23 protein-coding genes are annotated in these 23936 nt (G+C 67.1%); 9 read left to right on the top strand and 14 right to left on the bottom strand.

The window, feature by feature from the left end; all coding sequences use genetic code 11:
* The gene (locus ACSQ3M_RS00120) at nt 1–1146 is read right to left on the bottom strand and encodes an efflux RND transporter periplasmic adaptor subunit (RefSeq protein ID WP_436148062.1); all 1146 of its coding nucleotides are present in this window, start codon (nt 1144–1146) and stop codon (nt 1–3) included.
* 112 nt (nt 1147–1258) lie between these two features.
* Here ACSQ3M_RS00120 and ACSQ3M_RS00125 point away from each other — a divergent pair, with 112 nt between their 5' ends.
* Nucleotides 1259–2164, top strand: coding sequence for a methyltransferase domain-containing protein (locus tag ACSQ3M_RS00125; protein ID WP_436148063.1), 906 nt, complete (start codon nt 1259–1261; stop codon nt 2162–2164).
* A 192-nt stretch (nt 2165–2356) separates the two neighbouring features.
* Here the strand turns inward: ACSQ3M_RS00125 and cckA are convergent, their stop codons facing one another.
* From cckA to flgB, 7 genes are all read right to left on the bottom strand, one after another.
* Nucleotides 2357–4861, bottom strand: coding sequence for a cell cycle histidine kinase CckA (gene cckA / locus ACSQ3M_RS00130; protein WP_436148064.1), 2505 nt, complete (start codon nt 4859–4861; stop codon nt 2357–2359).
* A gap of 86 nt (nt 4862–4947) precedes the next feature.
* Nucleotides 4948–6015: a flagellar biosynthesis protein FlhB gene (gene flhB / locus ACSQ3M_RS00135; protein WP_436148065.1), complete on the bottom strand. Its 1068-nt coding sequence runs from the start codon at nt 6013–6015 to the stop codon at nt 4948–4950.
* A 12-nt stretch (nt 6016–6027) separates the two neighbouring features.
* On the bottom strand, nt 6028–6786 hold the full coding sequence (fliR, locus tag ACSQ3M_RS00140) for a flagellar biosynthetic protein FliR (protein WP_436148066.1): 759 nt from the start codon (nt 6784–6786) through the stop codon (nt 6028–6030).
* Between the two features lie 77 nt (nt 6787–6863).
* Nucleotides 6864–7130, bottom strand: a complete 267-nt coding sequence (fliQ, locus tag ACSQ3M_RS00145) for a flagellar biosynthesis protein FliQ (protein WP_436148067.1) — start codon at nt 7128–7130, stop codon at nt 6864–6866.
* Between the two features lie 40 nt (nt 7131–7170).
* On the bottom strand, nt 7171–7503 hold the full coding sequence (locus ACSQ3M_RS00150) for a flagellar hook-basal body complex protein FliE (RefSeq protein ID WP_436148068.1): 333 nt from the start codon (nt 7501–7503) through the stop codon (nt 7171–7173).
* A gap of 28 nt (nt 7504–7531) precedes the next feature.
* Complete coding sequence (flgC, locus tag ACSQ3M_RS00155; protein ID WP_436148069.1) at nt 7532–7942, bottom strand: flagellar basal body rod protein FlgC; 411 nt, start codon at nt 7940–7942, stop codon at nt 7532–7534.
* 11 nt (nt 7943–7953) lie between these two features.
* A complete protein-coding gene (gene flgB, locus ACSQ3M_RS00160; RefSeq protein ID WP_436148070.1) occupies nt 7954–8337 on the bottom strand; it encodes a flagellar basal body rod protein FlgB in 384 nt (127 codons plus the stop codon).
* A gap of 220 nt (nt 8338–8557) precedes the next feature.
* Between flgB and ACSQ3M_RS00165 the strand changes: the two genes are divergently transcribed.
* Nucleotides 8558–9877 carry a hypothetical protein gene (locus tag ACSQ3M_RS00165; protein WP_436148071.1) on the top strand — a complete coding sequence of 440 codons (1320 nt, stop codon included), beginning with the start codon at nt 8558–8560 and terminating at the stop codon, nt 9875–9877.
* 117 nt (nt 9878–9994) lie between these two features.
* Complete coding sequence (fliP, locus tag ACSQ3M_RS00170) at nt 9995–10753, top strand: flagellar type III secretion system pore protein FliP (protein WP_436148072.1); 759 nt, start codon at nt 9995–9997, stop codon at nt 10751–10753.
* 9 nt (nt 10754–10762) lie between these two features.
* Here the strand turns inward: fliP and ACSQ3M_RS00175 are convergent, their stop codons facing one another.
* Both ACSQ3M_RS00175 and ACSQ3M_RS00180 read right to left on the bottom strand, forming a co-directional pair.
* Entirely contained in the window at nt 10763–14167 is a 3405-nt protein-coding gene (locus tag ACSQ3M_RS00175; RefSeq protein WP_436148073.1) for a hypothetical protein, read from the bottom strand.
* Between the two features lie 70 nt (nt 14168–14237).
* Complete coding sequence (locus ACSQ3M_RS00180; protein WP_436148074.1) at nt 14238–15221, bottom strand: LysR family transcriptional regulator; 984 nt, start codon at nt 15219–15221, stop codon at nt 14238–14240.
* Between the two features lie 148 nt (nt 15222–15369).
* Here ACSQ3M_RS00180 and cnbZ point away from each other — a divergent pair, with 148 nt between their 5' ends.
* Both cnbZ and ACSQ3M_RS00190 read left to right on the top strand, forming a co-directional pair.
* Nucleotides 15370–16128 (top strand): 2-amino-5-chloromuconate deaminase CnbZ, encoded by a 759-nt coding sequence (gene cnbZ, locus ACSQ3M_RS00185; RefSeq protein WP_436148075.1) that lies wholly within the window; start codon nt 15370–15372, stop codon nt 16126–16128.
* Nucleotides 16129–16358: 230 nt separating this feature from the next.
* The gene (locus ACSQ3M_RS00190) at nt 16359–17198 is read left to right on the top strand and encodes a Bug family tripartite tricarboxylate transporter substrate binding protein (protein WP_436148076.1); all 840 of its coding nucleotides are present in this window, start codon (nt 16359–16361) and stop codon (nt 17196–17198) included.
* 25 nt (nt 17199–17223) lie between these two features.
* Here ACSQ3M_RS00190 and ACSQ3M_RS00195 read toward each other — a convergent pair whose 3' ends face one another.
* The 4 genes from ACSQ3M_RS00195 to fliL are packed head-to-tail and all read right to left on the bottom strand — an operon-like array spanning nt 17224 to nt 20156.
* Nucleotides 17224–18021, bottom strand: coding sequence for a MotE family protein (locus tag ACSQ3M_RS00195; RefSeq protein ID WP_436148077.1), 798 nt, complete (start codon nt 18019–18021; stop codon nt 17224–17226).
* Entirely contained in the window at nt 18018–18464 is a 447-nt protein-coding gene (locus tag ACSQ3M_RS00200; protein WP_436148078.1) for a DUF6468 domain-containing protein, read from the bottom strand. The genes ACSQ3M_RS00195 and ACSQ3M_RS00200 overlap by 4 nt, the downstream gene beginning before the upstream one ends.
* An 18-nt stretch (nt 18465–18482) precedes the next feature.
* Entirely contained in the window at nt 18483–19613 is a 1131-nt protein-coding gene (gene fliM, locus ACSQ3M_RS00205; RefSeq protein ID WP_436148079.1) for a flagellar motor switch protein FliM, read from the bottom strand.
* Nucleotides 19614–19643: 30 nt separating this feature from the next.
* Nucleotides 19644–20156, bottom strand: coding sequence for a flagellar basal body-associated protein FliL (gene fliL, locus ACSQ3M_RS00210; protein ID WP_436148080.1), 513 nt, complete (start codon nt 20154–20156; stop codon nt 19644–19646).
* Between the two features lie 288 nt (nt 20157–20444).
* Between fliL and flgF the strand changes: the two genes are divergently transcribed.
* Genes flgF through flgH form a run of 4 tightly spaced genes read left to right on the top strand, consistent with a single transcriptional unit; the run spans nt 20445 to nt 23818 of the window.
* A complete protein-coding gene (flgF, locus tag ACSQ3M_RS00215; RefSeq protein ID WP_436148081.1) occupies nt 20445–21188 on the top strand; it encodes a flagellar basal-body rod protein FlgF in 744 nt (247 codons plus the stop codon).
* A 19-nt stretch (nt 21189–21207) separates the two neighbouring features.
* Nucleotides 21208–21996, top strand: coding sequence for a flagellar basal-body rod protein FlgG (gene flgG, locus ACSQ3M_RS00220; protein ID WP_436148082.1), 789 nt, complete (start codon nt 21208–21210; stop codon nt 21994–21996).
* Nucleotides 21997–22010: 14 nt separating this feature from the next.
* The gene (flgA, locus tag ACSQ3M_RS00225; RefSeq protein WP_436148083.1) at nt 22011–23042 is read left to right on the top strand and encodes a flagellar basal body P-ring formation chaperone FlgA; all 1032 of its coding nucleotides are present in this window, start codon (nt 22011–22013) and stop codon (nt 23040–23042) included.
* 35 nt (nt 23043–23077) lie between these two features.
* Nucleotides 23078–23818, top strand: coding sequence for a flagellar basal body L-ring protein FlgH (gene flgH / locus ACSQ3M_RS00230; RefSeq protein ID WP_436148084.1), 741 nt, complete (start codon nt 23078–23080; stop codon nt 23816–23818).
* The last annotated feature ends 118 nt before the right edge of the window (nt 23819–23936 follow it).

A 23936-nucleotide genomic window follows, 5' to 3' on the forward strand; every position in this document is an offset into this window, starting at 1 on the left:
TTAAGGCTTGGTGGTTTGCGGGGCGGACAGCCTGATCCGGGCGCCGGGCGCCAGCCGCGACTGGCCCTCGGTGACGACCTTCTCCTCCTGCGACAGTCCCGATGCGAGCGCCGCGACGCCGTTCTCGTTGGAGGCGACCTTGACCGATCTCGCCTCGACCGTGTCGTCGGATTTGGCGACGTAGACGAAGGGGCCCTTCTGCCCCTCCTGCAGGGCAACCGAGGGCACGGTGACGGCGCCGGGCAGCATGCCGAGCTGGACGACGACATCGACATATTGCCCCGGCCAGAGCCGGTGCGGCTCGTTCGTGAACAGCGCCTTGACGCTGACCGTGCCGGAGGGGATGTCGACGGCGGAATCGATGAAGGAGAGATCGCCGGTGGCGAGTTCCTCGCGCGTACCGGAGGCGAAGGCGGTGACTTTCGCAGGGGTCTGCGCCTTCGCTGCAGTCTGCACCAGGGTCAGGTCGCGCTCGGGCAGGGTGAAGGTGACGCGGATCGGGGCGAGCTGCGTCACCGTCACGAGATTGCTGTTGGCATCATTGACCCGCACGGCATTGCCCGGCGTCGCTGTGATGGCACCAAGCCGGCCCGAGATCGGGGCGGTGATCGTGGTGTAGCCGAGCCGGACGCGGTCGAGCGCCAATGTCGCCTCGTCGGCCTTGACGACGGCGTTGGCGACGGCCTCGTCGGCCGTCGCCTGATCGAGCGCCTGCTGCGTGCCGGCGCCCTTGTCGACCAGGCTCTTCTGGCGGGCGAGATCGGCGCGCTTCTGCGCCACCGTCGCCTTGTCGCGCTCTACATTCGCTTCGTCGCGGGCGACCTGCGCCTTGAGCTCGCGATCATCCAGGGTGAAGAGCAGGTCGCCCTGCTTGACCTCCTCACCTTCCTTGACATGCTGGTCGGCGATGACGCCATCGAGGCGGGACTTGACCGCGACGATCGCGACCGGCTCGGCGAAACCGATCGAGCGGCGTGTCACGGGCACGTCGGCGCGGCTGGCGAGCACGGTTGTGACCGGTGTCGATGGCGGCCCTTCGCGGCGCTCGGCATGGGCTTGCTCCGGGCCGTCCTGCGGCCTGATCACGCGATAGGCGGCAAAGGCGGCGACGGCCACCAGAAGGGCTATGATCGCGTAACGTTTCATCGAAGGTCCCGGCGCAGCGCTGTCGACGACGAGCCACCTTACAGCCGGCCGCCCGAGAGCGCCTGTCCGCAGCATGAACTCTTGGTAATGCTGATCGATGGCGGGATGCCCTGTGCCGTCATTCCGAAGCAGGAAAGGGCCGGGGGAGGTGTTGGGTCAGGTGCCTGACAAGGAGGCAAAACCCTTGATCGGATGGGCGCCAATTCTACGAAGCCGGACGCAATTATTTAAGGTGTCTGCGCTATTGGCTTGGCGGTCATTGCTCAGAAGGTCGCTCTGCATGAGTGCGCTGTCGCCGAACGAATTCAGATCGTCGATCGATCTCGAAAAACGCAAATTCCACATGAAGTCCTATTTCGAGAGCAGTTTCTACCGGCAGTATCGCGCGGCGAGCATGGCTCTGGGCAGTCTGGGACAGCGTCCTCGCGTCCTGTCATTGGGAGCTGGCGGAGCTTTCGTCGAGGAAATCGTCCAGAAACATCTGGATGCTTCGGTCTTCGTCGTCGATTTCGCCGAAACCCTGAAAATCGAGGGGGAACTTTACGGGAACTTCGCCGGCATGTTCGCCGGCGACATCTCCGCTCCGGAATGGGTCTCGCCGCTCGATGCCGTCGATGCCGTCTTCTGGTTCGACAATATCGAGCATTTGCGTACGGACCCGACAGGGATCCTGCGCAAGCTGCGTTCGGCGCTGTCAGAGACCGGGCAGATCTTCATAACCACCGATAATTTCGCGCGGCTGCGGAACATCCTGAAGCTGATCTTCAACCGCTCGATCGTCGCCTTGCCGAAGGACCTGTTCGCCGATGTCGATTTCGAGCACGAATATGTCCACCGGCGCGAATATACCCGCCCCGAGCTGGAAGCCTGCCTGGCCGATGCGGGGCTGAAGCTCGTCGAGATCGAAATGCTCTGGCAGAGTCCGTCGGAAAGCCTGAAGAAGCTGCCGTTCCGGACCTTCGAATACCTGTTCCCGCGCTTTCGCCCGCATATGCTGATCCGGGCGCAAAAGGCCTAGGCTTTCCGATCAGGCTGGCCGTCATTCCGGGGCAGGCCGAAGGCCTGAGCCCGGAACCCAGAACCGATGGCGTTCCCGAAGAAGCGGAGCGGCCGCAGCGCCATCATCAAGACCGGCATCGGTTCTGGGTTCCGGGCCCTTCGCTGCGCGAAGTCCCGGAAAGACGGCGTGATTCTGCACGAAATCAGCCGCTCAGCTCATCGCCGCCTTCACCGTCTCGACGAGCTGCTTCATCGTGAAGGGCTTGGGCAGGAAAAGGAACTCCTCGCCCTCCGGCAGATTCTTGCGGAAGGCTTCCTCGGCATAGCCGGAGACGAAGACGACCTTGGTGGTGGGGCTGCGCTTGCGCAATTCGCCGAGCAGGGTCGGGCCATCCATCTCGGGCATGACGACGTCGGAGATAACGAGGTCGATCTTGCCTTCGTGCTGCATGAACAGCTCGAGCGCCTCGACACCGGAAGCGGCCTCGTGGACGGTGTAGCCGCGCGAGACCAGCATGCGGGCGTTGAGAGCGCGCACCGCGTCCTCGTCCTCGACCAGCAGGATCATGCCGGCACCGGTATGATCGGCGGCGACTTTCTTCGGCGCCTCCCTGGCGGCCGCCTCGGCGGCGATGTCCTCTTCGGTCGGGATGTAGCGCGGCAGGAAGATGCGGAAATTGGTGCCGCGCCCGACGACGGAATCGCAGAAGACGAAGCCGCCGGTCTGCTTGACGATGCCATAGACCATGGAGAGGCCGAGGCCCGTGCCCTTGCCGACCTCCTTGGTGGTGAAGAAGGGCTCGAAGATCTTTTCCAGATGCTCCTGCGCGATGCCGGTGCCGCTGTCTTCGACCTCGAGCAGGACGTAATCGGTGGCAGGGAGGGCCTCGTAGCCGAGCTCGCCGACCTCGGCCGCCGGCACGTTGCGGGTGCGCACCTGGAGCTTGCCGCCGCCCGTCATGGCGTCTCGGGCGTTGACGGCGAGGTTGACCACGACCTGCTCGAGCTGGCCGAGATCGGCCTTGACCGGCCAGAGGTCGCGACCCTGGCGGACATCGAGCGCGATCTTGTCGGCGACGACGCGCTTCAGCATCAGCGACAGGTCGGAGAGTACATCGCCGAGCGCCAGCACCTGCGGGCGCAGCGTCTGCCGGCGCGAGAAGGCGAGCAGTTGCCGGACCAGCGAGGCCGCCCGGTAGGCGTTCTGCTTGATCTGCATGATGTCCGGGAAGGACGGATCGGTCGGCTTGTGGCTGGCGAGCAGGAATTCCGAGGCGTTGATGATGACCTGCAGCACGTTGTTGAAGTCGTGCGCGATGCCGCCGGCGAGCTGGCCGACCGCCTGCATCTTGCCGGCCTGGTCCATATTGTCCTTGAGCTTGCGCTCGGCGGTGGTCTCGAGCGCGTAGACGATGGCGCGCTCGCCATCGGTGTCCTCGCTGGCCGGGACGGGCGAGAGATAGAGCCTGGCGGAGCGACCTTCCTCGCCGATGAGCGCGACGTCGAGCGGGGCGATCTCGCCCTTGCCGGCGAGCGCAGCGTCGAAGGCCTGGGTGAGGGCGCCGTTGCCGTTGACCAGCTCCTGGATCGTCGCTGGCTGGGCGCCTCCTTGCGTCAGGCGAGCGAAAGAGGCGTTCGAGCGCAGGATCGCGCCGGTGCGGTCGACGGTCGCGATCGCCATAGGCGTCGCGTGGAAGAAGCGGGCGAAGCGCGCCTCGGCATCGGTATGGCGGTCGGCCCCGGCTTCGCCGGCGGCGCGATTCAGGACCAGCGTGCGCGAGGCCCCGGCGCGCCCGTCCTGGCCGAAGGCGACCTGATGATGCAGGCGCACCGGCAGGGACTGGCCGTTGCGGCGGCGCAGGTCGACGTCGAGCACCTCGATGCGGACATCGCCGGGCTGGCCGCGAATGGCCTGGATCAGCGCCGCGGCATTTGGCGAGGCGATGTCGTCGAGCTGCAGGCCGCCGGAGCCGAAGCGGGCAAGGTCGTAGTCGAGCCAGCCGGCCAGCGTGGCGTTGAGATAGGGCACCTCACTGTCGGCATCGATCGAGAGGAAGCCGGCCGGGGCATGGTCGAGATAGTCGATCGCGTGCTGCAGCTCCTGGAAGGCGTTCTCCTGGCGCTCGCGCTCGGGGGTGACGTCGGCGACGCTCCACAGGCAGGCCGGGCGGCCGGCGCGGGTAATCGGCGAGACGCGCACGCGATACCAGCCGACGGCGCCGCGCTCGTTCAGGGCCGGCTCTAGCCTGATTTCCTCGGAGAGCCGACGGCCGGCGCGCGCGGCGGTGGCGAGGCGATAGATCGCCTCCGAGACTTCGGCGCGGCCCTTGAACAGGCGCTCGACCGGGGCGATCTCGCTGGCGTTGCGGGCGCCGGCAAAGGCGAGATAGGCCTCGTTGGCGTAAACGATGCGATTGTCGCCCTCGGTGACGACGACGCCGTCATCGGCACTGTCGACGATCGCCTTGGTCAGGTCGTTGCGGGCTGAGCGGCCGGCGAACTGGATCAGCCCGATCGCAAAGGCGAACAGGCAGAACACGCCGACGACCGAAAGCAAGGCGAGCAGGCCGAGGATCAGCGGCTGCGCCCATTCATTGGCGATGAAGCCGAGCGCGATCGCCGCGCCGACCAGGAGGCCCGCGATCAGCAGGATGATCCCGACATGGCCGGGCCGGTCGGACCGGTCGATCGCGGTCGATGCCGTGCTTGCACTCATTGCAGCGGGTCCGTTTTCCTTCAGTCGCCCGTCGGTGATGGGTCGGGGCAGGGCGCCAGGATATCGTCGCCTGCCCGGCCAGCGAGTTAGGCGCGCCGACGCTTCAGGCGCAAGACGTATCCGATGACTTCCGCCACTGCCTGATAGTGTTCGACAGGAATTTCGTCATCGATCTGGACGGTGGCGTAGAGCGCGCGGGCCAGAGGCGGGTTCTCGACGATCGGGATGCTGTGCTCGCCGGCGACCTCGCGGATCTTCAGCGCGATCGCGTCGACCCCTTTGGCGAGGCAGACCGGTGCGCCCCGGCCCTGGTCATATTGCAGGGCGACCGCGTAGTGGGTCGGGTTGGTGATGATCACCGTTGCCTTCGGCACTTGGGCCATCATGCGCGAGCGGGCGCGCTGGGCGCGCAGCTGCCGCAGCTTGGCCTTCACCTCGGGATTGCCTTCGCTGTTCTTGTATTCGTCCTTTAGCTCCTGCTTGGTCATGCGCTGGCGCTGATACCAGGTGAAGCGCTGGTAGCCGAAATCGCCGATGGCGATGACCGCGAAGATCGAGAGCACGCCGGCCATCAGCTTGATCGTCAGCACGAGCACGGCCGGCAACAAAGCGTGCACATCCATCTGGGCGAAGCCCTGCAGGCGGTCGCGCTCGCCCCAGAGCACGATCCAGACGCCGACGCCGACCACCAGGATCTTGGCGAGGCCCTTGGCGAAATTGACCCAGGCCTCCTTGCCGAAGATGCGCTTGGCCCCGGCCATCGGCGAGATCCGGTCGAATTTCGGCATCATCGGCTCGGTGGTCCAGAGCGGCTTGTGCTGGATCAGGGCGCCTGCAAGAGCGGCGACGAGGATGAAGCCGAGCGGCAAGGCGAGTGCGGCGAAGCCCGTCATCACTCCCTTACTGGTGACATGGAAGAGGGCGGCCGGGTCGTCGGAGACCTGATGGGCGTTCATCAGGAAGGAGCGCAGCGAGAGCGCAGCGTCGCGGGCGGCCGAGCCCGCGGCGACCATGAGCGCCAGTGTGAAGCCGCAGAGCACGAAGAAGGTGCCGATCTCCTGCGATCGCGCGACGTCGCCCTTTTCGATCGCCTGCTCGAGCTTTCGCTGGGTCGGTTCTTCTGTGCGGTCTTCGTTCTCGGCGCCTTCAGACATCGTCGCGCCTCCTCAAAGACCGATGAACTGGCGCAGGAAGGCGCCGAGATCGTCGAGGAAGACGCCCATCATCACGCCGACCGTGGCGAGAAGCACCAGCATGCCGCCGAGGATGGAAGCCGGTACGGCGAGGAAGAAGACCTGCATCTGCGGCATCAGGCGCGCGAGCACGCCGAGGCCGAGATTGAACAGCAGACCGAAGACGATGAAGGGTGCCGAGATCTGCACCGCAAGCGAAAAGCCCTGCGCCATCGCCTTGACCGCGAGCGTCATCACGTCGCCGATCTCGGGAAAACCGCCGGGCGGCAACAGCCGGTAGCTCTCATGGATGGCGGCGAGCGCGATATGGTGCAGGTCGGCCGCCAGGATCAGCGTGATGCCGAGCATGGCGAGGAAGTTGGCGAGCGAGGGGTTCTGCAGGCCGCCGGTCGGGTCGACGGTGACGGCAAAGCCGAGGCCGAGCGTCTGGGCGATGATGAAGCCGGCGGTCTGCAGGGCGCCCATCAAAAGGCGCACGGTCGCGCCGATGACGAGCCCGACCAGGATCTCGCTGATCAGCAGTCCACCGAGCCCGGCTGGATCCTGCGGGACGGTGATCGTGCCACGCGCCATCGGCAGGATGACGAGAACGACGAAGAAGGCGAGCGAAAGCCGGGCGCGCGACAAGATCAAGCGCTCGCCGATGCCCGGCATCAGCATCACCAGGGTGCCGACGCGCGCGAAGACCAGCACGAACAGTGCGCTGAGCTCGGGCAGGATGGCGATCTGCATCGGGCGGACCCGGCTCCCGCGCCAGTGAGGCGCGCCGGCCGGACTCCGCAGGAAGGAGGCGCTGGCCGGCGCGAGGTTCATTCGCCCGTGGCGATTCGGATGGCGACCCTGCCCATATAACCCGCCAGGGCGTCGCCCATGAACGGCAAAAACAGCAGCATGGCTGCGAAGACCGCGATGATCTTGGGAACATAGACCAGGGTCTGTTCCTGGATCTGGGTCAGCGCCTGGATCAGCGAGACGACGAGGCCGACGACGAGCGCGATCAGCATCAGCGGCGCGCCGGCCTTGAGGAAGACGACGATACCGTCGCGGGCGACGTCGAGGATGGCTGCGGAAGTCATGGAGCTCTGGTCCGGTCGGCGTTGGATGGAAGGGCGGTCGTCAGACCGGCATCCGCATGATTTCCTCATAGGCGGCGATGACGCGGTCGCGCACCGCCACCAGCGTCTCGATCGCTGCTTCGCTCTCGGCGACCGCGGTGACGACATCGACGACATTGGAGCGGCCGGCGGCGACATTGCCGGTCTGAATATCGGCCTGACGAGCGCTCTGCGCCGTCGATTCCAGCGCCTTGCCGACGAGCGACGAGAAGTCGGGCAGGCCAGCGCCGGCTCCGTCGAGGCCGCCGACCGAGGCCGGCTTCTTCAGCAGGGCACTCGTGCCCATGCCCTGCATCGAGGCGTAGGCGCCGGCGGCGAAACTCGACGTGGTCATGAGAGTAACTCCGCTTCAGCCGGTCGCGTCAGGCGCGCAGGATGTCGATGGTGCGCTGGATCATCCGGCGCGTGGACGAGATGACGTTGAGGTTGGCCTCGTAGCTGCGCTGGGCCTCGCGCATGTCCATCGTCTCGATCAGCGAATTGACGTTGGGCATCTTGACCTGGCCGTTGGCGTCGGCGGCGGGATGGCCGGGGTCGTATTTCGTCTTGAAGTCGCTGCGGTCGCGGTTGACCTTGCCGAGATCGACGACCTGGGCATCGAGCTCGCGGTCGAGCTTGCCCTGGAAGCTCACGATCTTGCGGCGATAGGGGTCGACGCCGGCGCGCTCGGGCGAGGAATCGGCGTTTGCGAGGTTCTCGGCGATGACGCGCATGCGTCCCGCCTGGCCCTTCAGGCCGGACGCGGCGACGGCAAGACTCTTGAGCAGATCCATGATGTGGCTCCTTAGCGCCCCTTGCCGATCGCGATCTTCATCAGCCCAAGGCTCTTGCTGTAGAGCGAGGCTGCGAGCTGATAGTCCGACTGGTTCTGCGCGACCTTCATCATCTCGTCCTCGAGGTTGACGCTGTTGGCGCTCGGTGTCGTCTCGAAGCGCTTGGGATCGCGCGGATCGAAGCCGCCTCGCTGACCGGAGAGGCCGAGATGCATCGGGGAGGTCTGCGCCAACGTCGTGCCGCCGCCGGCCGGGGAGGGCGCGCGCAGATCATGCGGCTTGAAGCGCGGGGTATCGGCGTTGGAGACGTTCTCGGCGAGCAGCTTCTGGCGCGCCTGATGCCATTGCATGCGCGTCTTCAGAGCTCCCATCAGGCCAAGGCCGTTGTTCGCCATGCTGCCAATCTCCCGTCGGCTCTTGCCGAAGTGGGAAATTATTGCCGGGTGCATGGTTAACGCGCGGTTAATCCAGCTCGATCTGCAGGTTCATGTTAACCATCTGCTAACCATGTTTCTCGAACTGGCGGCGCTTATGGTATAGCCAACTCCGTCTATCCGTCTGATCGCCCTTACAAAGAGCGGTCGGCGGCTGTCGCGTCGCTTCATGAGGCAGACCTTGCAGACTTTGTTTGGCTTCGAACTTTCCTCCGGCCTGCGTTGGATCATCGCCTTCGCAGTGGTGCTACTCTTGGTCGCGCTGCTCGGCTTCTTCTTGCGACGGATGAGCGGTGGCCGGCTGAAGTTCAAGGGCCAGGGCGGAGGACGCGCTCGCCAGCCGCGCCTCGGCGTGGTCGATGTCTACGATCTCGACCGGCAGCGCCAGCTGATCCTGGTGCGGCGCGACAATGTCGAGCATCTCGTGATGATCGGCGGCGCCTCCGACGTGGTGGTCGAGACCAATATCGTACGCAGCGGCGGACGCGTCGCGATGCCGGCGCCGACCGAAGGCCTGGCCGAGCGGCCGCTGGCCTTCGAGCCCGATTCGCGTCCGCATATCACCGAGGAGCCGCGCCCGTTGCCGCCTTCACCGGTGCCGGCTCCGGCTGTCCCAGTCGATCCTGTTCCGCCGCCGCGCCCGCAGCCGCTAGTCGCTCCGGCGCCTCTCGTTCGTCCGAGCCCGCCGCCTCAGCCGCCGCGTCCTGCGCCAGCTCCGCTTGCTCCCGCGGTTGCCGCGGGGGCTGCCGGCATCAGCGCTGCCCTGACCCGCGACCCGGCTCCGGCTGCCAGCGCCAGCGAGCTCGGCGACATGGCGCGCCAGCTCGAAGAGGCCCTGAAGCGGCCGTTCTCCGCCGTGCGACCGGGCGCGGCCGCCCCGCGCATGGAACCGGAAGCGCCGGCGCCAACCCCTGCTGCTCCGCTGCCGACGCCTCCGGTGCCGCCGGCTCCGCCAGTTTCCGCTGCTAAGCCGCTGGCTCCGACGCCTGCGCCCATCCGGCCGGCGCTGGACATGGAGGCCGAGCTTGAAATGGCGCTGGGGCTGAAGCCCGCCCCGGCCCGGTCCATCGCGGCCGAAGCGCCGCTGGTCGCCCCCCCGGTCTTTGCTCCGCCGAAGCCGCCGGCGGCTGAGCCCGTCAAGGCTGAGGAGAAGAAGCCCGCACCGGCGAAGGAGCAGGCGCCGCCGGCTCCGGTTGCCGATCAGCCTAAGCCCGTCAAGTTCGCGCCCGTCTTCGATGACATGCTCGACGATGAGCTGGACTCCGCCAAGGCGGATGCGCCTGAGGCGCCGGCCAAGAGCGGGGACAAGCCGAACGAGGCGAAGCCCGCGGAGCCCAAATCTGCCGAAGCCAAGCCTGCTGAAACCAAACCAGAGGCGGAGGCCAAGCCGGCCGAATTGAAGCCCGCGGCCAAGCCGGCTGAGGACGATCCGTTCTCCGTCGATGCTATCGAAGCGGAGTTCGCCCGCCTGCTCGGGCGCGATCCCAAGCCGAAAGGCTGAGCCAGCCTCCCTGCCGTCAAGGCGGCAGGGGATAGCGCGGGAAATCCTCTTCGTCCGTCCCTGAGGCTTGCTCTAGCGTTCCCCGAACCCGCGCCTTGATTCGGGTGGGGACGGATGATGGGCAGGCGGATACCCACGGGACGGAGATTGCGCTGGCTGGCGGTGTTCGCCGTCGTGCTGGGTGCGCTGGGAACCATCGCCGCGGCGCAGGCCCAGACGCTCTCGCTCGATCTCGGCCAGGGCGGCGTCACCGAGCGGGCGCTGCAGGTGATCGCCGCGATCACGGTGCTGTCGCTGGCGCCGTCGATCCTGATCATGGTGACCTCGTTCACCCGAATCGCGGTGGTGCTGTCGCTGTTGCGTTCGGCGATCGGCACCCAGACCGCGCCGCCCAACGCCGTGATCATCGGGCTTTCGCTGTTCCTGACCGGCTTCGTGATGGCGCCGACCCTGAAGGAGGCCTATCGCGTCGCTGGTGCGCCCTTGATTGCCGGGCAAATGCAGCCGCAGGAGGCGTTCGAGCGCGGCATCGTGCCGTTCCGTGAGTTCATGCTGAAGCATGTGCGCGAGAAGGATCTGGCGCTGTTCATCGAGATGTCGCGCGAGCCCGCGCCGGAGCGTCCCGATCTGGTCCAGATTCAGGTGCTGGTGCCAGCCTTCATGATCTCGGAGCTCAGGCGCGCTTTCGAGATCGGCTTCCTCTTGTTCGTACCGTTCCTGATCATTGACCTGGTGGTCGCCTCGATCCTGATGTCGGTCGGCATGATGATGCTGCCACCGGTGACGGTGGCGTTGCCGTTCAAGCTGATCTTCTTCGTGCTGGTCGATGGCTGGGGGCTGGTCGCCGGCTCCCTGGTCAAGAGTTACGGCAGCTAGAACGAAGGCTCAGCCCTGGCCGGGCTTGGGGCCGGCATTGGCGGCGTCGGCCTCTCCAGCCTTCCGCCTCTCGCGCACGGAACTGGAATAGGCCGGGTAGCGCTTGCGGTATTCCTTGAGGAAGTCGGTCATGGTGTCGGAGCCGGAGGCCGAGCGCGCGGCCTCGCGGATATCGGCGGCGCTGGCCCGGCTCGCGCCGGTGACAAAACCGAACAGCCGCGCATCGGCGCCTTGCGCCATCTTGCCGGCGAACTTGGTGCGCAGTCGGTCGAGCGAAAGCGCCTCGTCCGACATGACATAGCCAATCGCGGCGCGCATGACGTCGCCGCGCTCGCCGTCACCGAGCGGCGCCTGTCCGCGCCAGCTCTCGCCGAGGATGCGTTCGAGCGCCTCGCCGGCCTCGCGCCAGCGCCGCCCGCTCCAGAGGATGTCGGCGTTGAGCCGATCGACTTCGGGGCCGCTTTCGCCTTCCATCAGGTCGAGCGCCTGATCGGTACGCGAGAGGTCCGACAGCGCCTTGGCCTCGAGCAGCAGGCGGGCGCGCTTGACGTCGGCCGGCAGTTCGGCGAGCCGGGTCGAGACGATCGCCTGCAGGGCCTCGGCCGGCTTGCTGTTCATCAGCCGAATCATGGCGAGCCGCGTCGCCACGGTGGAGCGCGCCGCGCCGGTCAGGCGCCGATCCATCTGGTATTGCAGGATGTCGCTGGCCTGGTCGAGCAAATCGAGCTCGACCAGCCGGTCGGCGAGCAGGCGGGTGATCTCGTCGCCGCGCCGGCCGATCGGCAGGAACTCCTTGAAGTCGTAGAACAGTGCGAGCGCATCGAGCCGCGGCAGCTTTTCGAGATTGGGATCGCTGAACAGCGCTTCGAAGCGCTGGGCGGTCTCGTCGTGCAGGAGCCGCGTCGCCGGATGCTCCGGGAAGATCTCGTTGGCGCGCCGCGCCGTCTGGAAAGCGTCGCGCCAGCGCTGCTGCTCGGCATAGAGGCGGCCGAGCTCGGCCAACGCCTCGATCTCGACCTCGCCGCCGCGCCAGATTGCCGAGACGGTCTCGAGCCGGGCGATGGCCTCGTTGACGGGCAGGTCGGTGCGCTTCTCGGCCCGGGCGAGCTTGACTGCGCGCAACTGCGCCTCGGCTGCAACCGGCCGGGTTTTCGCCTCGAAAAGCGGGCGATAGCCGTTGAGCGCCGCCTCCGGTCGGCCGCTGACGTCGTCGAGCATGGCGCGCAGCAGCGCCAACTCGTCGGGATTCATCAGCTCCTCGGGCATCTCGGCGAGGCGTCCGATCTGCTTTTCCGCCACTGTCGCCTCGCCTGCGGCGAGTGCGGCCCGCGCCATCGCCGGCCGGAACTCGGCCTGGAGATCGACGGGGTAGCGGTCGAGGGCATCTTCTGCCCGGCGGAAGCCGGCGAGCGCCTGACCGTTTCGGCCGAGCCGCTGCTCCGAGAGGGCGCGCCAGAGCCCGGCCTCGGCTTCGTCGCGGATCGGCGCGGCCTCGAAAGCCTTTAGCGCCGCGGCACTGCGGTGCATGCGGGTCGCGATCAGGCCGCGCAGGAAGAGCGCATCGCGGTTGCCGCGCATCGCGGCGTCATCGGCGAGGAGCGCGTTCAGCGGTCCGGCCGCTTCCGACATCATGCCGTTGGCTGCCAGGAACCGGGCCAGCGCCAGCCGGGTCTCGGATTTGCGTCCACGCGAGGCTCCGGCGACCTCGCGCAGCAAGGCTGCCGCGCGATCGCGGACATCGGCAGTGTGCAGGGCGGACCAGGCCTCGCTGTCGAGCAATGGCTGGGTGGCTGCCGCAGCGCTCTTCTTATCTGCCTCGCTCGGTTTTTCGGCGTCGAGGCTGACGATCAGGCCGTTGCTACGGCCGATCCGCACCTCGTTGGTGTCGGCGCGCACCGCCAGATCGTCGGCGATGGCGCTGACAACGACGCCATGGGCGCTTTGCGGCAGTCCGAATTCTACAAAACGATAGGGCTTCGACACGGCTCGCGTCGGTCCCATCGCGGTCGCGACCGCGAGCGCCGGGCCGCCCTCGCTGTTCTCGAGCCAGTGCACGCCGGTCAGGCCCGGCACCGGCACGTTGACGATGGTCTGGCCGCGCTCGTCGGCGCCGCGGCGGGGGCTGAGCGCGCCGGCCGGCTTGCCGGCCTTGTCGCCGAAGGTCAGCGACCATTGCGGGCCATCGTCGGAGAGCCGCACGATCTGCTGGCGGCGCGTCTTCAGCCTGATGATGGTGACCTTGGCCTCGCGCGTGACGGTGACATCCTGAACCAGCGCAGGCAGCGCGCCCTTGAGCCTGTCAGGATCGAGCGTGTCGCGCGTGTCGAAGACCAGGGTGACCCGTCCCGGCTCGGCGAAGGCGGCGGCGCCGGTCGGCCGCGAGAAGCGGAAGTCGATGCGGCCACCATCGCCATCGGCGGCGGAGCCGATCTCGACATCCCGAGGCGGTGCGTCAGCGGCGACTGCAGCTACCGGCTTGGGCTGGGCCTGCGGCGCTTCGGTCCTCGAGGCGGGATCGGAGGTCGCCGCGACTCCAGGCTTCGGATCCGAGGTCCTGGTCTCTGCCTCCTTTGCCGGAGTGGGAGAGGGGGCTTGCAGATCGGCCAGCGAGAGCGGGATGGCGGCGCCGGAATGCGGCAGGTCTACGGTCCATCCCGCCTCGTCGCGGAAGCTGCGAAGCTGGCGATCCTTGGGCACGGAGAAGACCAGCTGCGTCCGGTCATCCCCGATCGTCGCCTGCTCGAGCGTAAAGTCGGCCGGGAGCAGACTGCGGATCTGCGATGGCGTAACCGCCAGCGGCTGGTCGAAACTCAGCGTCAGCTTGCCGTCACCCATAATGGGAGTGAGCATGGCTTCCGGCGGCGCCGAGAACATCAGCCGGTCGAGCGTCGGCAGCCGGGCGCTGCGGAAGCCGAGCGGCTTTGGCACCGGAGCCGGCGCGCGGGCGATTTCGCGCGCGCGCGCCTCGGCGAGGCGTAAGCGTTGGGTGAGTTCGGCGAGAATCTCGGGTGGCAGGCCCGGCAGCTGGCCGGTCCAGTTCTCGGGCAAGAGGTCGACGAAGGCCCGGTCGCCCGCTTCGAGCAAATTGGCGCGATAGGGACGGGCGAGCGCGAGGCGCAGGCCGCGGCCGTCGGGATCGATCCGCACGACTGAAACATAATTCGGCAGCTCGGCGGCGAGCCGACCCGGATCGAGCTTCACCGGCTGGCTGAAACCGATGACGACGACGCCGTTCGAGACCCGTACCCGCGTGGTCACCGGTTCGTCGAAGGTGAAGGCGAGGCGGCCGAAGCCGGCGCGCATGGCCTCGCCGCGCAAGGTCGCGGTGGCCGCCGCCACCGGCGCGACGAAGCCGGCAGCGAGGCTCAGCGCCGCCAGGCCAATGCCGAAGCTCAGGGACCGCAGGATACGCACGACCGCTACTCAACTCGACGCGATGGCGGAGCCGCGACAGGCCGCTCCAACCTGCGCGGAGGCTAGTGCGTCAAGGATAACGGCGGGTTAAGGGGCGACTCCCGAGGGAGTCTGATCTCGGATTCATATCGCCGACGAGAGAGAGCTGTGTATGACTGGCAGCGTAGGTGCGGGCACTGCGGGCCAAGTGTCGCGCGAGCGCCCGCGCTGCCGGAGACAAGGTTCGGCCGTTCCTCACGCAGATCTTGACGCAGGCCTTGCGCAGATTGCGCCCGCGTATTGGAACGGCGACCAGGCGTCCCTCGGAGACGTCGCGCCTTGTCGCACACCGCGTCAGGATGCTGACGCCCATGCCGGCCCGCGCGAAGGAGCGCAGCGATTCGATCGAGTTCGTGACCACAGCCGGCTTGAGTGCGATGCCGGTCGCCGTCGCAACATCATCGACCAGCCGCCGCAAGCCGAAGGTTCGGTCGGGGAGCGCCAGACGCGCCTCGCCGATTTCGGCGATGGTCGTCGACTGGCGCTGCGCGAAGGCGTCGTCGGGGTGCGCGGCGACGACGAGTGGGTCGGCGATCTCGGCGAGCGACAGGACGCTCCGGTGGAGGATCGGGTTGAACGCGGCCACGATATCGGCCTCGTCGTCGAGCAGGCGCTGCACGAGCTGGTCGGAACTTGCGACCATGACCTCGAAGCTCACCGACGGATGCGCCGTCGAGAATTCGGCAAGGGCAGGGTAGAGAAAATCATCGAGCGCGCCTTCGACCGCCCAGACGCGGACGTGGCCGCGCTTCATCCCCTGAAGCTCTTCGATCGTCGCGCGCGCGTTCTGCACGCTATCGAGGATGGTGCGGGCGGTATCGAGCACCGCCGTTCCCGCCGTTGTCAGCCTCATGCCGCGCGCCCGGCGCTCGAACAGTGCAGTGCCGTATTCCTCTTCGAGACTGGCGACCTGGCGGCTGATCGCCGAGGGGGCGACGCGCAGCGCATCCGCCGCTTCGCGGACGGAGCCGAGATCGGCCACGAGCGCGAAATACCGGTAGCGGGTGAGCGACATGCAAGGAGCCTTTCGGCGCAAGCGAACCTGTTGGCGAAACAGTAGGAAACCGTTGCCGGATCGGCAACGGTCTCTCCGCGATTCCGCTCTGGCTGGTCGATCTTCGCTCGATCTAGAAATGATCAGAACATTGCGGGGAGCCGATCTGATGTATTCGACCCAACCGAGCCAGGACGGCAGCTACAGGTTCATCCCCGCCGTCTACCAGTATTCCGGTGGCGTTGCGGCGCAGCCCGGCTTCCGGATCGAGCGTGCGCAACTGGCGACCCCGGTCGCGCTGGACCAGGGCCTTGCGATCATCGAAGCGCATCTGAAGCAGGTCGGCAGGCCGTTGACCGCGTTCTGCTCTTGCGAACTGCGCTCGCCCGAGCCGTTTTCGGAAGGGGGGTTCGACGCCTTCAACCGGCTCTATGCCTCCCGACTCGATCAATGGGGGGTCCTGCAGGGCAAGGTTAACCCGGTCGCCCGGACGAACATCTGCCCCGAGATCGGCAAGCCCGACACCGTGTCGCTCCATGCCTTCAGCTATACCGTTCCCGACGCTTCGGCGCGGACGAGCTTCGTGGTGGCGGGCAGCGGCGAGGCGCCGGAAGGCGGCGCAAGCTACGCGCAGGGAACGATCCGACCGGGCGATGCCTCCCCAAGTGGCGTGCGCGCCAAGGCGGAATGGGTCATGGGCGAGATGGAGCACCGCCTGGCGGGGCTCGGCTATGGCTGGGCGGATGCCACGGTCGCGAACATCTACACGGTTCGCGACATCCATCCGCTCCTGGCGGACGTCCTCCTGCCCATCACCAGCCTCGGCCGCGGCCTGACCTGGCACTTCTCGCGGCCTCCTGTGGCAGTGCTCGACTACGAGATGGATGTGAGGGGCCTGCCGCGAGAGATCGTGATCGAGCAGCCCTGACCAGAAGAGATCTGGCTGCGCGCGTTGCCGGAACGGGAACGCAGTGCAGCCGGCCACAGCTTTGACGATCTCATGCTTGGAGAGCCCCGATGTTGCTTGACCGACGCGCGTTGCTCCTGGCGGGATTGACCGCCCCTGCTCTTGCAAGAGCGGACCTGGCAAGAGCGCAATCCGAGTGGCGCCCGACGAGGCCGCTGCGGCTGATCCTCCCGTTCACGGCCGGGACATCGATGGATCCAGTCGCCCGGCTGGCCCAGGAAAGCCTCAAGGACACGCTCGGCCAGACCGTGGTCGTCGAGAACATCGCCGGTGCCGCCACCGTTATCGCCGGAGCCGAGACGCTGAAGTCGCCGGCCGACGGGCATACCATGCTGATGATCGCCAACAGTTTTGCGGCGAACATCACGCTGCGGGCACGGACTGCGGATTGGCAACGCGCCTTCGCCCCGGTCGTGCAGGCGACCGTGGTGCCTCATGTCCTCGTCGTCGCGCCGTCGCTCAAGACCGACTGGGCAGGCTTCGTCAAGCGCCTGCGCGAGAGCGGCGACTCGGTGACTTATGGGAGCCCGGGGATCGGGACCTCGCCGCATCTCGGTTCCGAGCATTTCCTGCGCCTGATCGGCGGCAAAGCCGTCCATGCGCCCTATAACGGCACCTCACAGCTCTTCGTCGACCTGTTCGCCGGCCGGATCGATTTTGCGCTCAGCAATCTCCCGGACGTCGTCCAGTCGATCGAGGAGGGCAAGCTCCTCGCGCTTGCGGTCACCGCCGACCGGCGCGTACGGGAGCTGCCCAATGTCCCGACATTCACCGAGCTCGGCCTGCCGGATCTTCTCTCGGACAGCTGGTTCGGCATCATGGTGCGCCGTGATACGCCAGCGGCCGCCCGCAATGCACTGGAGCGTGCCTGGCTCGCGGCGCTGACGCGCCCGGATGTGCGTGAGCGTCTCCAGGGCCTGAGCTTCACGGTGCTGGCCCGGCCGGGTGCGGAGTTCGAGACAGTGATCGACCGCTACGTTTCGACCTATGCGACGATCATCAAGGAGAGCGGGATCTCGGTTCAGCAGTGACAGGCTAGCCAAACCGGCAGGGCGCTCAGCGGCGCGGCGCGGACTCGATCGCCTGCAGCTCGGTGCCCGCGGGCGTGGCGGCCGGTGCGCGATCGACGGCGACCATAGGACGTCCGCGCAGCGAGAGCGCGACGGTAAGGCGTTCCGCCGCCTCCGGCGACATGGCGGCGAGCACGTCCGACATCTTGCGCGGGCTCATCTGCTGGACGACGGGAACCAGGATGTCGAGCGCCAGCCGGTCGAAGACACGGGCGGCGTCCTTCGGCTTCATCGTCTCGTACATGATCACCAGGTTCTTGACGGCCTGATTGGCCTCGGCCTCCTGCTTGCGCGGGCCTTCGACCTTCTCTTCCAGCGCCTTGAGATCGTCGACACGGCCGCCGAGCTTCTTCTCGGCCGAATCGAGCAATTTCTCGCGCATGTCGAGTTCGCGCATGCGCGTCTCGATCTCATCGCGGCGCTGGCCGAGGCGTTCGAGCAGGGCTTTCTCCGCCGGCGAGACCGGCTGGGCCGTGCCATTCATCAGGCCGGCCTTGTTGTTCGGGCTGGAGTCGCGCTTGGCTTGCTCCTCGGGCACGACCTTGGGGGCAGGCGGATCGATCGTGCCCGTGGTCTCGGGATCCATGAAGATGTCGGGCTGATGGGCTTTGGCAATGATCTTGGCCAGGCCCCAGACTTCCTTCTCAGGCTTCGCGGCGACGACCTGGGCGCTGGCGGGCGCCTTGACCGGAGAGGGCTCCGCCGACCAGGCAAGCAGCTTCAGCGCCAGGAGACCCATGGCGCCGAGGATGACGGCCGGGATGAGGCGGGGCGACTGGATCACGCAGCCTGGCCCTCGAGCCTGCGGGCGGCGCGGGCGCGGATGGCGGCGGCGGCGTCGGCAGCGCTCGCCATGCGGGAAAGGGCCGGCTTCTCGGCGACGGGTTCCGGCTTGGGCGCGACCATGCTGGCGGCGCTGACGATCTGGCCGATGCGCTCCATCACGCCCTGGCCGGCCTCGATCTGCTGGGCGAGGTCGGCGGCGTAACGCTCGGCGGTGCGCAGGCGTTCGCCGAGCGTGCGGTCGCAGTCGCCGAGCGTCAGCTTCAGACCTGCGATCGCGCGCTCGGCCGTATCGGTGGCGGAGATCAGGGCGCCGATGGTCTGGCGCATCGCGCTCTCATCGGCCTTCAGCCGCTCGATGCGCTTGGAGAGCACGAAACAGGTGATGATGGTGGCAACCAGCAGGCAGCCCACCAGCGCATCGGCGATCAGGGTGATGGTCATGGGGCAGGGACTCCCTGGTCAGGACGCCGGATTGGGATGGCTGGTGTCGAAGGCGGCCATGGTCGTCTTCGAGCGTCGCAACGGGCTGACGACCTGGACGGCGATCTTGTCGTCGACGCGCCCGATCCGGCCCTCGCTGACGATGAACTCGCCGCAGCGCAGCGAGGCCACCGAGTCGGGGCGCGCATCGAACATCAGCGTGTCGCCGATCTCGAGCTTCATCACCCGCTTCAACGGCATGGTGCATTCGTGCAGCACGCATTTCACCGCGACATCCGCCTGCCAGACCTCGGTGGCGAGGTGGTTCTCCCAGATCGGGTCGCGCCCGAGCTTCTCACCCATGAAGCTTTCGAGCAGCAATTCCCGGATCGGCTCGATGGTGGCGTAGGGCAGGAGCAGATGGAGCGAGCCGCCGCGGCCCTCCATGTCGAAGCGTAATTCGACCCGGATGGCGGCGTTGGCCGGGCGCGAGATCGAGACGAAGCGCGGATTGGATTCGATCCGGTCGATCCTGAAGTTCACCGGCGAGAGCGGCCTGAAGGCGGCCTCGGCATCGCCGAGCACGACGCCGATGACGCGGCGCAGCAGGTTCATCTCGATCGAGGTGAAGGGGCGCCCGTCGACACGCGCCGCCGACTGGCCCCGCTTGCCGCCGAGCATGGTGTCGAGCACCGAATAGGTGAGGGCGGACTCGATGGTGATGAGGCCGAAATTGTCCCATTCCTCGGCCTTGAACACCGCGAGCATCGCCGGCAGCGAGATCGAGTTCATGTAGTCGCCGAAGCGCACCGAGCGGATGCCCTCCAGCGTCACCTCGACATTGTCGCTGAACAGGTTGCGCAGGCTGGTGGAGAGGAGGCGGACCAGGCGCTCGAAGATGATTTCGAGCATCGGCAGGCGTTCATAGGTCACCGAGCCGGAATCGACGATCGCCTGAATGCCGTTGCGGCCGCCCTTGCCGTCGTCCCCGGCGGAGAAGCCGAGCATCGTATCGATCTCGTCCTGATTCATCAGGCGATCGATATTGGCTTCCGCCTCGCCACCGTCCTCGTCGACGATGTCGGGCATGGCAGCCCACTCCGCCGCCATGCCTTCCGGCGTCAGCGGCAGCTTGTCCTTGTCCTGGGCTTCGAGGTCGCTGCTGGCCATGTGGTCTTGCTCGAACGTGTGAGGCTGCCGCTATTGCAGCAGCAGTTCCTTGAAGAGGACGGCGTCGACCTTGGCCGGGTAAACAGTGACGTTGACCCGGCGCAGCAGCTCTTCCTTCAGCCGGTACATGCCGGCCGAGCCGTCAAGGTCGGAGGGACGCAGCTCGCGCATGAAGACCTGGAAGGCGTCCTCGACGCGCGGCAGCAGCGGCTTGACCTGGTCCGCGGTCTTGGCGTCGGCGATCTCGAGCGCGACCTTGATCTTGACGATCGGCTGGCGGTCCTGCTGCGGCCCGGCGGAGATGCCGATCATCATGTCCTTCATCTCGACGAAGGTGATCTGCTTCTTGGCTGCCGCGGCCGCCGCTTCGGCGCTGACTTCCTCGACGGGCTTCTTCTTCAGGAAGAAGAACCAGCCGCCACCGAGCACGGCGACGAGCGCCAAAGCGCCGCCGATCATGACGAGCTTCTTCTTGCCGGGCTTCGACGCCGCGTCGGCGCCGTCCTCGGCGGTCTCGTCGTCCTTGCTCGTCTTCTTCGCCATCTTGGCTTGCCCGCCCGGGACGGGCGCCGCCCTGGCCCGTCTCCCTGTCGCCGACCCTGCCCAATTACGGTTAACGGCCCGTTAAGGCGGGCAATTTTTGCCGGGTCGTTTCTGCCGTGCGGGCGGGTTCGGACCAGCACGATTGGAGGCGATCGATAAGGGTATCTATAGCCTTATCAAAGGCTTGCTGGAATTAACCATGTTGGCACGTCGCTTGCCACCTGATTGGCGTGGTCACCGCGCTGGGGAGCGTCGGGGCGATCACGGGACAGATCGGGAGCAGGAGCCGTGGAAAACGCGCTTCTCGTCAGCCTGTCGCGCCAGATGGCTCTGGCGCGCGAGCTCGACGTCATCGCCAATAACGTCGCCAATGTCGGCACGAACGGCTTCAAGGCGCGTTCGGCGCGCTTTGCCGAGTACGTCTCGCCGACGGCGCGGGCCGACACCTTCCAGACGCAGGATCGCCGGCTCTCCTATGTCATCGACAAGGGCACGCCGATCGACCTCTCGCTGGGGGCGATCGAGCGCACCGGCAACCCGCTCGATGTCGCGGTTCAGGGCGACAACTACCTCGTCGTCCAGACCCCCCAGGGCGAGCGCTACACCCGCGCCGGCTCACTGGAGATCAATGGCCGCGGCCAACTCGTGACCCAGGCCGGCCAGCCGGTCATGGGCGATGGCGGGCCGATCGTCTTCGGCTCGACCGAGAGCAACCCCCGGATCGCCGCCGACGGCACGGTCACGTCGGACCAGGGCCAGCGCGGCAAGCTCCGGATCGTGCGCTTCGATAATCCCGCCGCGCTCGCCAGCGACGGCAGCAACCTGTTCTCCTCGACCACCGCTGCCCAGGCCGCAGGCCCGCTGGCGCGGCTCGAGACCGGGGCGATCGAGCGCTCCAACGTCAAGGCCGTGGTCGAGATGACCCGGCTGGTCGAGGTCCAGCGCGCCTATCAGAGCCTCTCGGCGATGATGGCCAAGACCGACGAACTACGTGCCAAGGCGATCACCCGCCTGGCCGATCAGCAAGCCTGACGCGGAAAGGAGCCAAACGATGCGCGCGCTTTACACTGCCGCCACCGGCATGATGGCCCAGGAACTCAACGTCCAGGTCATCTCGAACAACATCGCGAACGTCCGCACCACCGGCTACAAGCGCCAGCGCGTTCATTTCCAGGACTTGCTCTACGAGCACTTCCGTCGCGCCGGCACGCAGACCTCGGATCAGAACACGCAGGTTCCGGCCGGCACCTTCGTCGGCTCGGGCGTCAAGACCGCCTCGACCGGGCGGGTGATGAGCCAGGGCAACCTGACGCCGACGGAGAAGCAGTACGACATCGCGATCCGCGGCGAGGGCTTCTTCCGCATCCAGATGCCGGACGGCCGCACCGCCTATTCGCGTGACGGCTCCTTCGACCTCGACAGCCAGGGCCGGCTGGTGACGCGCGACGGCTACCAGGTCCAGCCGGGCATCACCGTCCCGAACAACGCGACCAGCGTCAACATCAACGCGCAGGGCACGGTCGAGGTCAATCTTCCCGGCCAGACCGCTCCGCAGCAGCTCGGCCAGATCCAGCTCACCCGCTTCATCAACAAGGTCGGCCTCGAATCGATCGGTGACAACCTGTTCCTCGAGACGGCCGGCTCCGGCCCGGCGATCGACGGGCTCGGCGGCGAAGAGGGCTTCGGCACGATGCAGCAGAACTACCTGGAAGAAGGCAACGTCCAGGCGGTTACCGAGCTCTCCTCGCTGATCGCGGCGCAGCGCGCCTACGAGATGAACTCCAAGGTGATCTCAGCCGCCGACCAGATGATGCAGTCCACCACGCAGATCATGCGCTGAGAGGGATGAGCCAGATGATCCGCTCCATTCTCCTGATCGCGACGATGACCGCGATTCCCGCCATGGCGCTTGCACAGGCAGCGGCTCCGACCGGCGAGCGTACGCCCGCAGCCGCACCGGCGGCAGCCAGCAAGCTCAAGCTGAAGACCGACCTCACGCTCTCGCGCGATATCGTCGGCTTCGGCGACCTGATCGCCGGCTTGTCGCCGCAGGATGCGGCGCTTCCGGCCTTCCGCGCGCCGGCGCTCGGCGAGACCGGCACGATCCAGGTCAACCGCATCGTCGAGGCCGCGGTGAAGCACGGTATCCTGCGCGATGCGCAGGAGCTCGACAGCCAGGGCGTCGCCCAGGTCGTGGTGACCCGGGCGGCGCGCCGGATTACCGGGCTCGATGTCGAGGCCGCCGTGAAGTCGGCGCTGCTCGAACGCTTCGGCTTCGACGGGCGCGCCTTCGCGCTGCTGCTCGATGGCGGCGCGCCCTCGGTCGTGGTCGAGCCGGAGCTGACAGGCGACCTTGCTGCGCTCGACCTGAACTACGACGCGCGCAGCCGCCGCATCACGGGCCGCCTGACCATGCCGGGCAGCGCCGCGACCCGGTTGAAGCCGGTGCGCGTCTCAGGCCAGCTGGTCGAGACGACGGAGGCTGTGGTGTCGCTGCGCACGATCGCCCGTGGCGAGACGCTCAAGGCATCCGACGTCACCATCGAGCGCCGGCCGCGCGATGCGCAGTTCAACGACGTGATCGGCGAGGCGAAAGCTGCAGTCGGCAAGGTCGCCAAGCGGATGCTGGTGGCGGGCTCGGTACTGCGCAGCGGCGATGTCCAGCGCGAGGAGATCGTTGGGCGCGGAGACATCGTCACCCTCTTCTACGAGGGGCGCGGCATCGCGATCAGCATGCGCGGCCGCGCCAACGAGGCCGGCGCGATCGGCGATGTCATCTCGATCACCAATCCACAATCGAAGCGCGTGCTGCAGGGAACGGTCAGCGGTCCCGGGCGCGTCAACGTCAGCCCGCAGGGCGGCGGCCAGATCGCCGCTGCCCGCTGAAGATGACCCCATTGCTCCAGTTGCGGACCATTCCCATGACCCGGACCAACCCTCTCGCCATTCCTGCCGCCCTCAGCCTCAGCCTCATGCTGGGCGCTTGCGGCGCCGCCGACAGGCTCGCCAATGTCGGCCAGGCGCCGGCGCTCTCGCCGATCGAGGATCCGACTGCCGCCAAGGGCTACAAGCCTGTGCAGATGCCGATGCCGCCGATCGAGCACGCCTCCTTCGCGCCGAACTCGCTCTGGCGCACCGGCTCGCGCGCCTTCTTCAAGGACCAGCGCGCCCGCCAGGTCGGCGATCTCGTCACCGTCAAGGTCAAGGTCACCGACCGGGCCCAGCTCGACAACACCACCAAGCGCAGCCGCAAGAACGGCGAGGATTTCGGTGCCGAGAATTTCTTCGGCTCCGAGAGCAAGTGGAGCAAGAAGGCAGATCCCAGCTCGCTGCTGAAGATGGATTCGGATTCCTCGAGTGAGGGAACCGGCTCCGTCCGCCGGGCCGAACAGCTCGCCACCAATGTCGCCGCCGCCGTCACCCAGACCCTGCCGAACGGCAATCTGGTGATCGAGGGCAAGCAGGAGATCCGGGTGAATTTCGAGGTGCGCGAATTGATCGTCGCCGGCGTGATCCGGCCGGAGGACATCGAATCCGACAACACGATCGAGTCGGCCAAGATCGCCCAGGCCCGCATCGCCTATGGCGGCCGCGGCCAGATCACCGACGTGCAGCAGCCACGCTACGGCCAGCAGGTGATGGATATCCTGCTGCCGTTCTAGGTAGGTCCCGGAAAAGTGGAAACCGGTTTTCCGAGACAGGACATGCCTCAAGGATAACTCCGATCCCAAAGCTTCCGGCGCGACGGCAACGCTCCCCACGTTCCATGCCTTCGCGCCG

Origin of the sequence: Allobosea sp. LjRoot90, from assembly GCF_964254315.1 — a bacterium.
Lineage (GTDB): Bacteria > Pseudomonadota > Alphaproteobacteria > Rhizobiales > Beijerinckiaceae > Allobosea.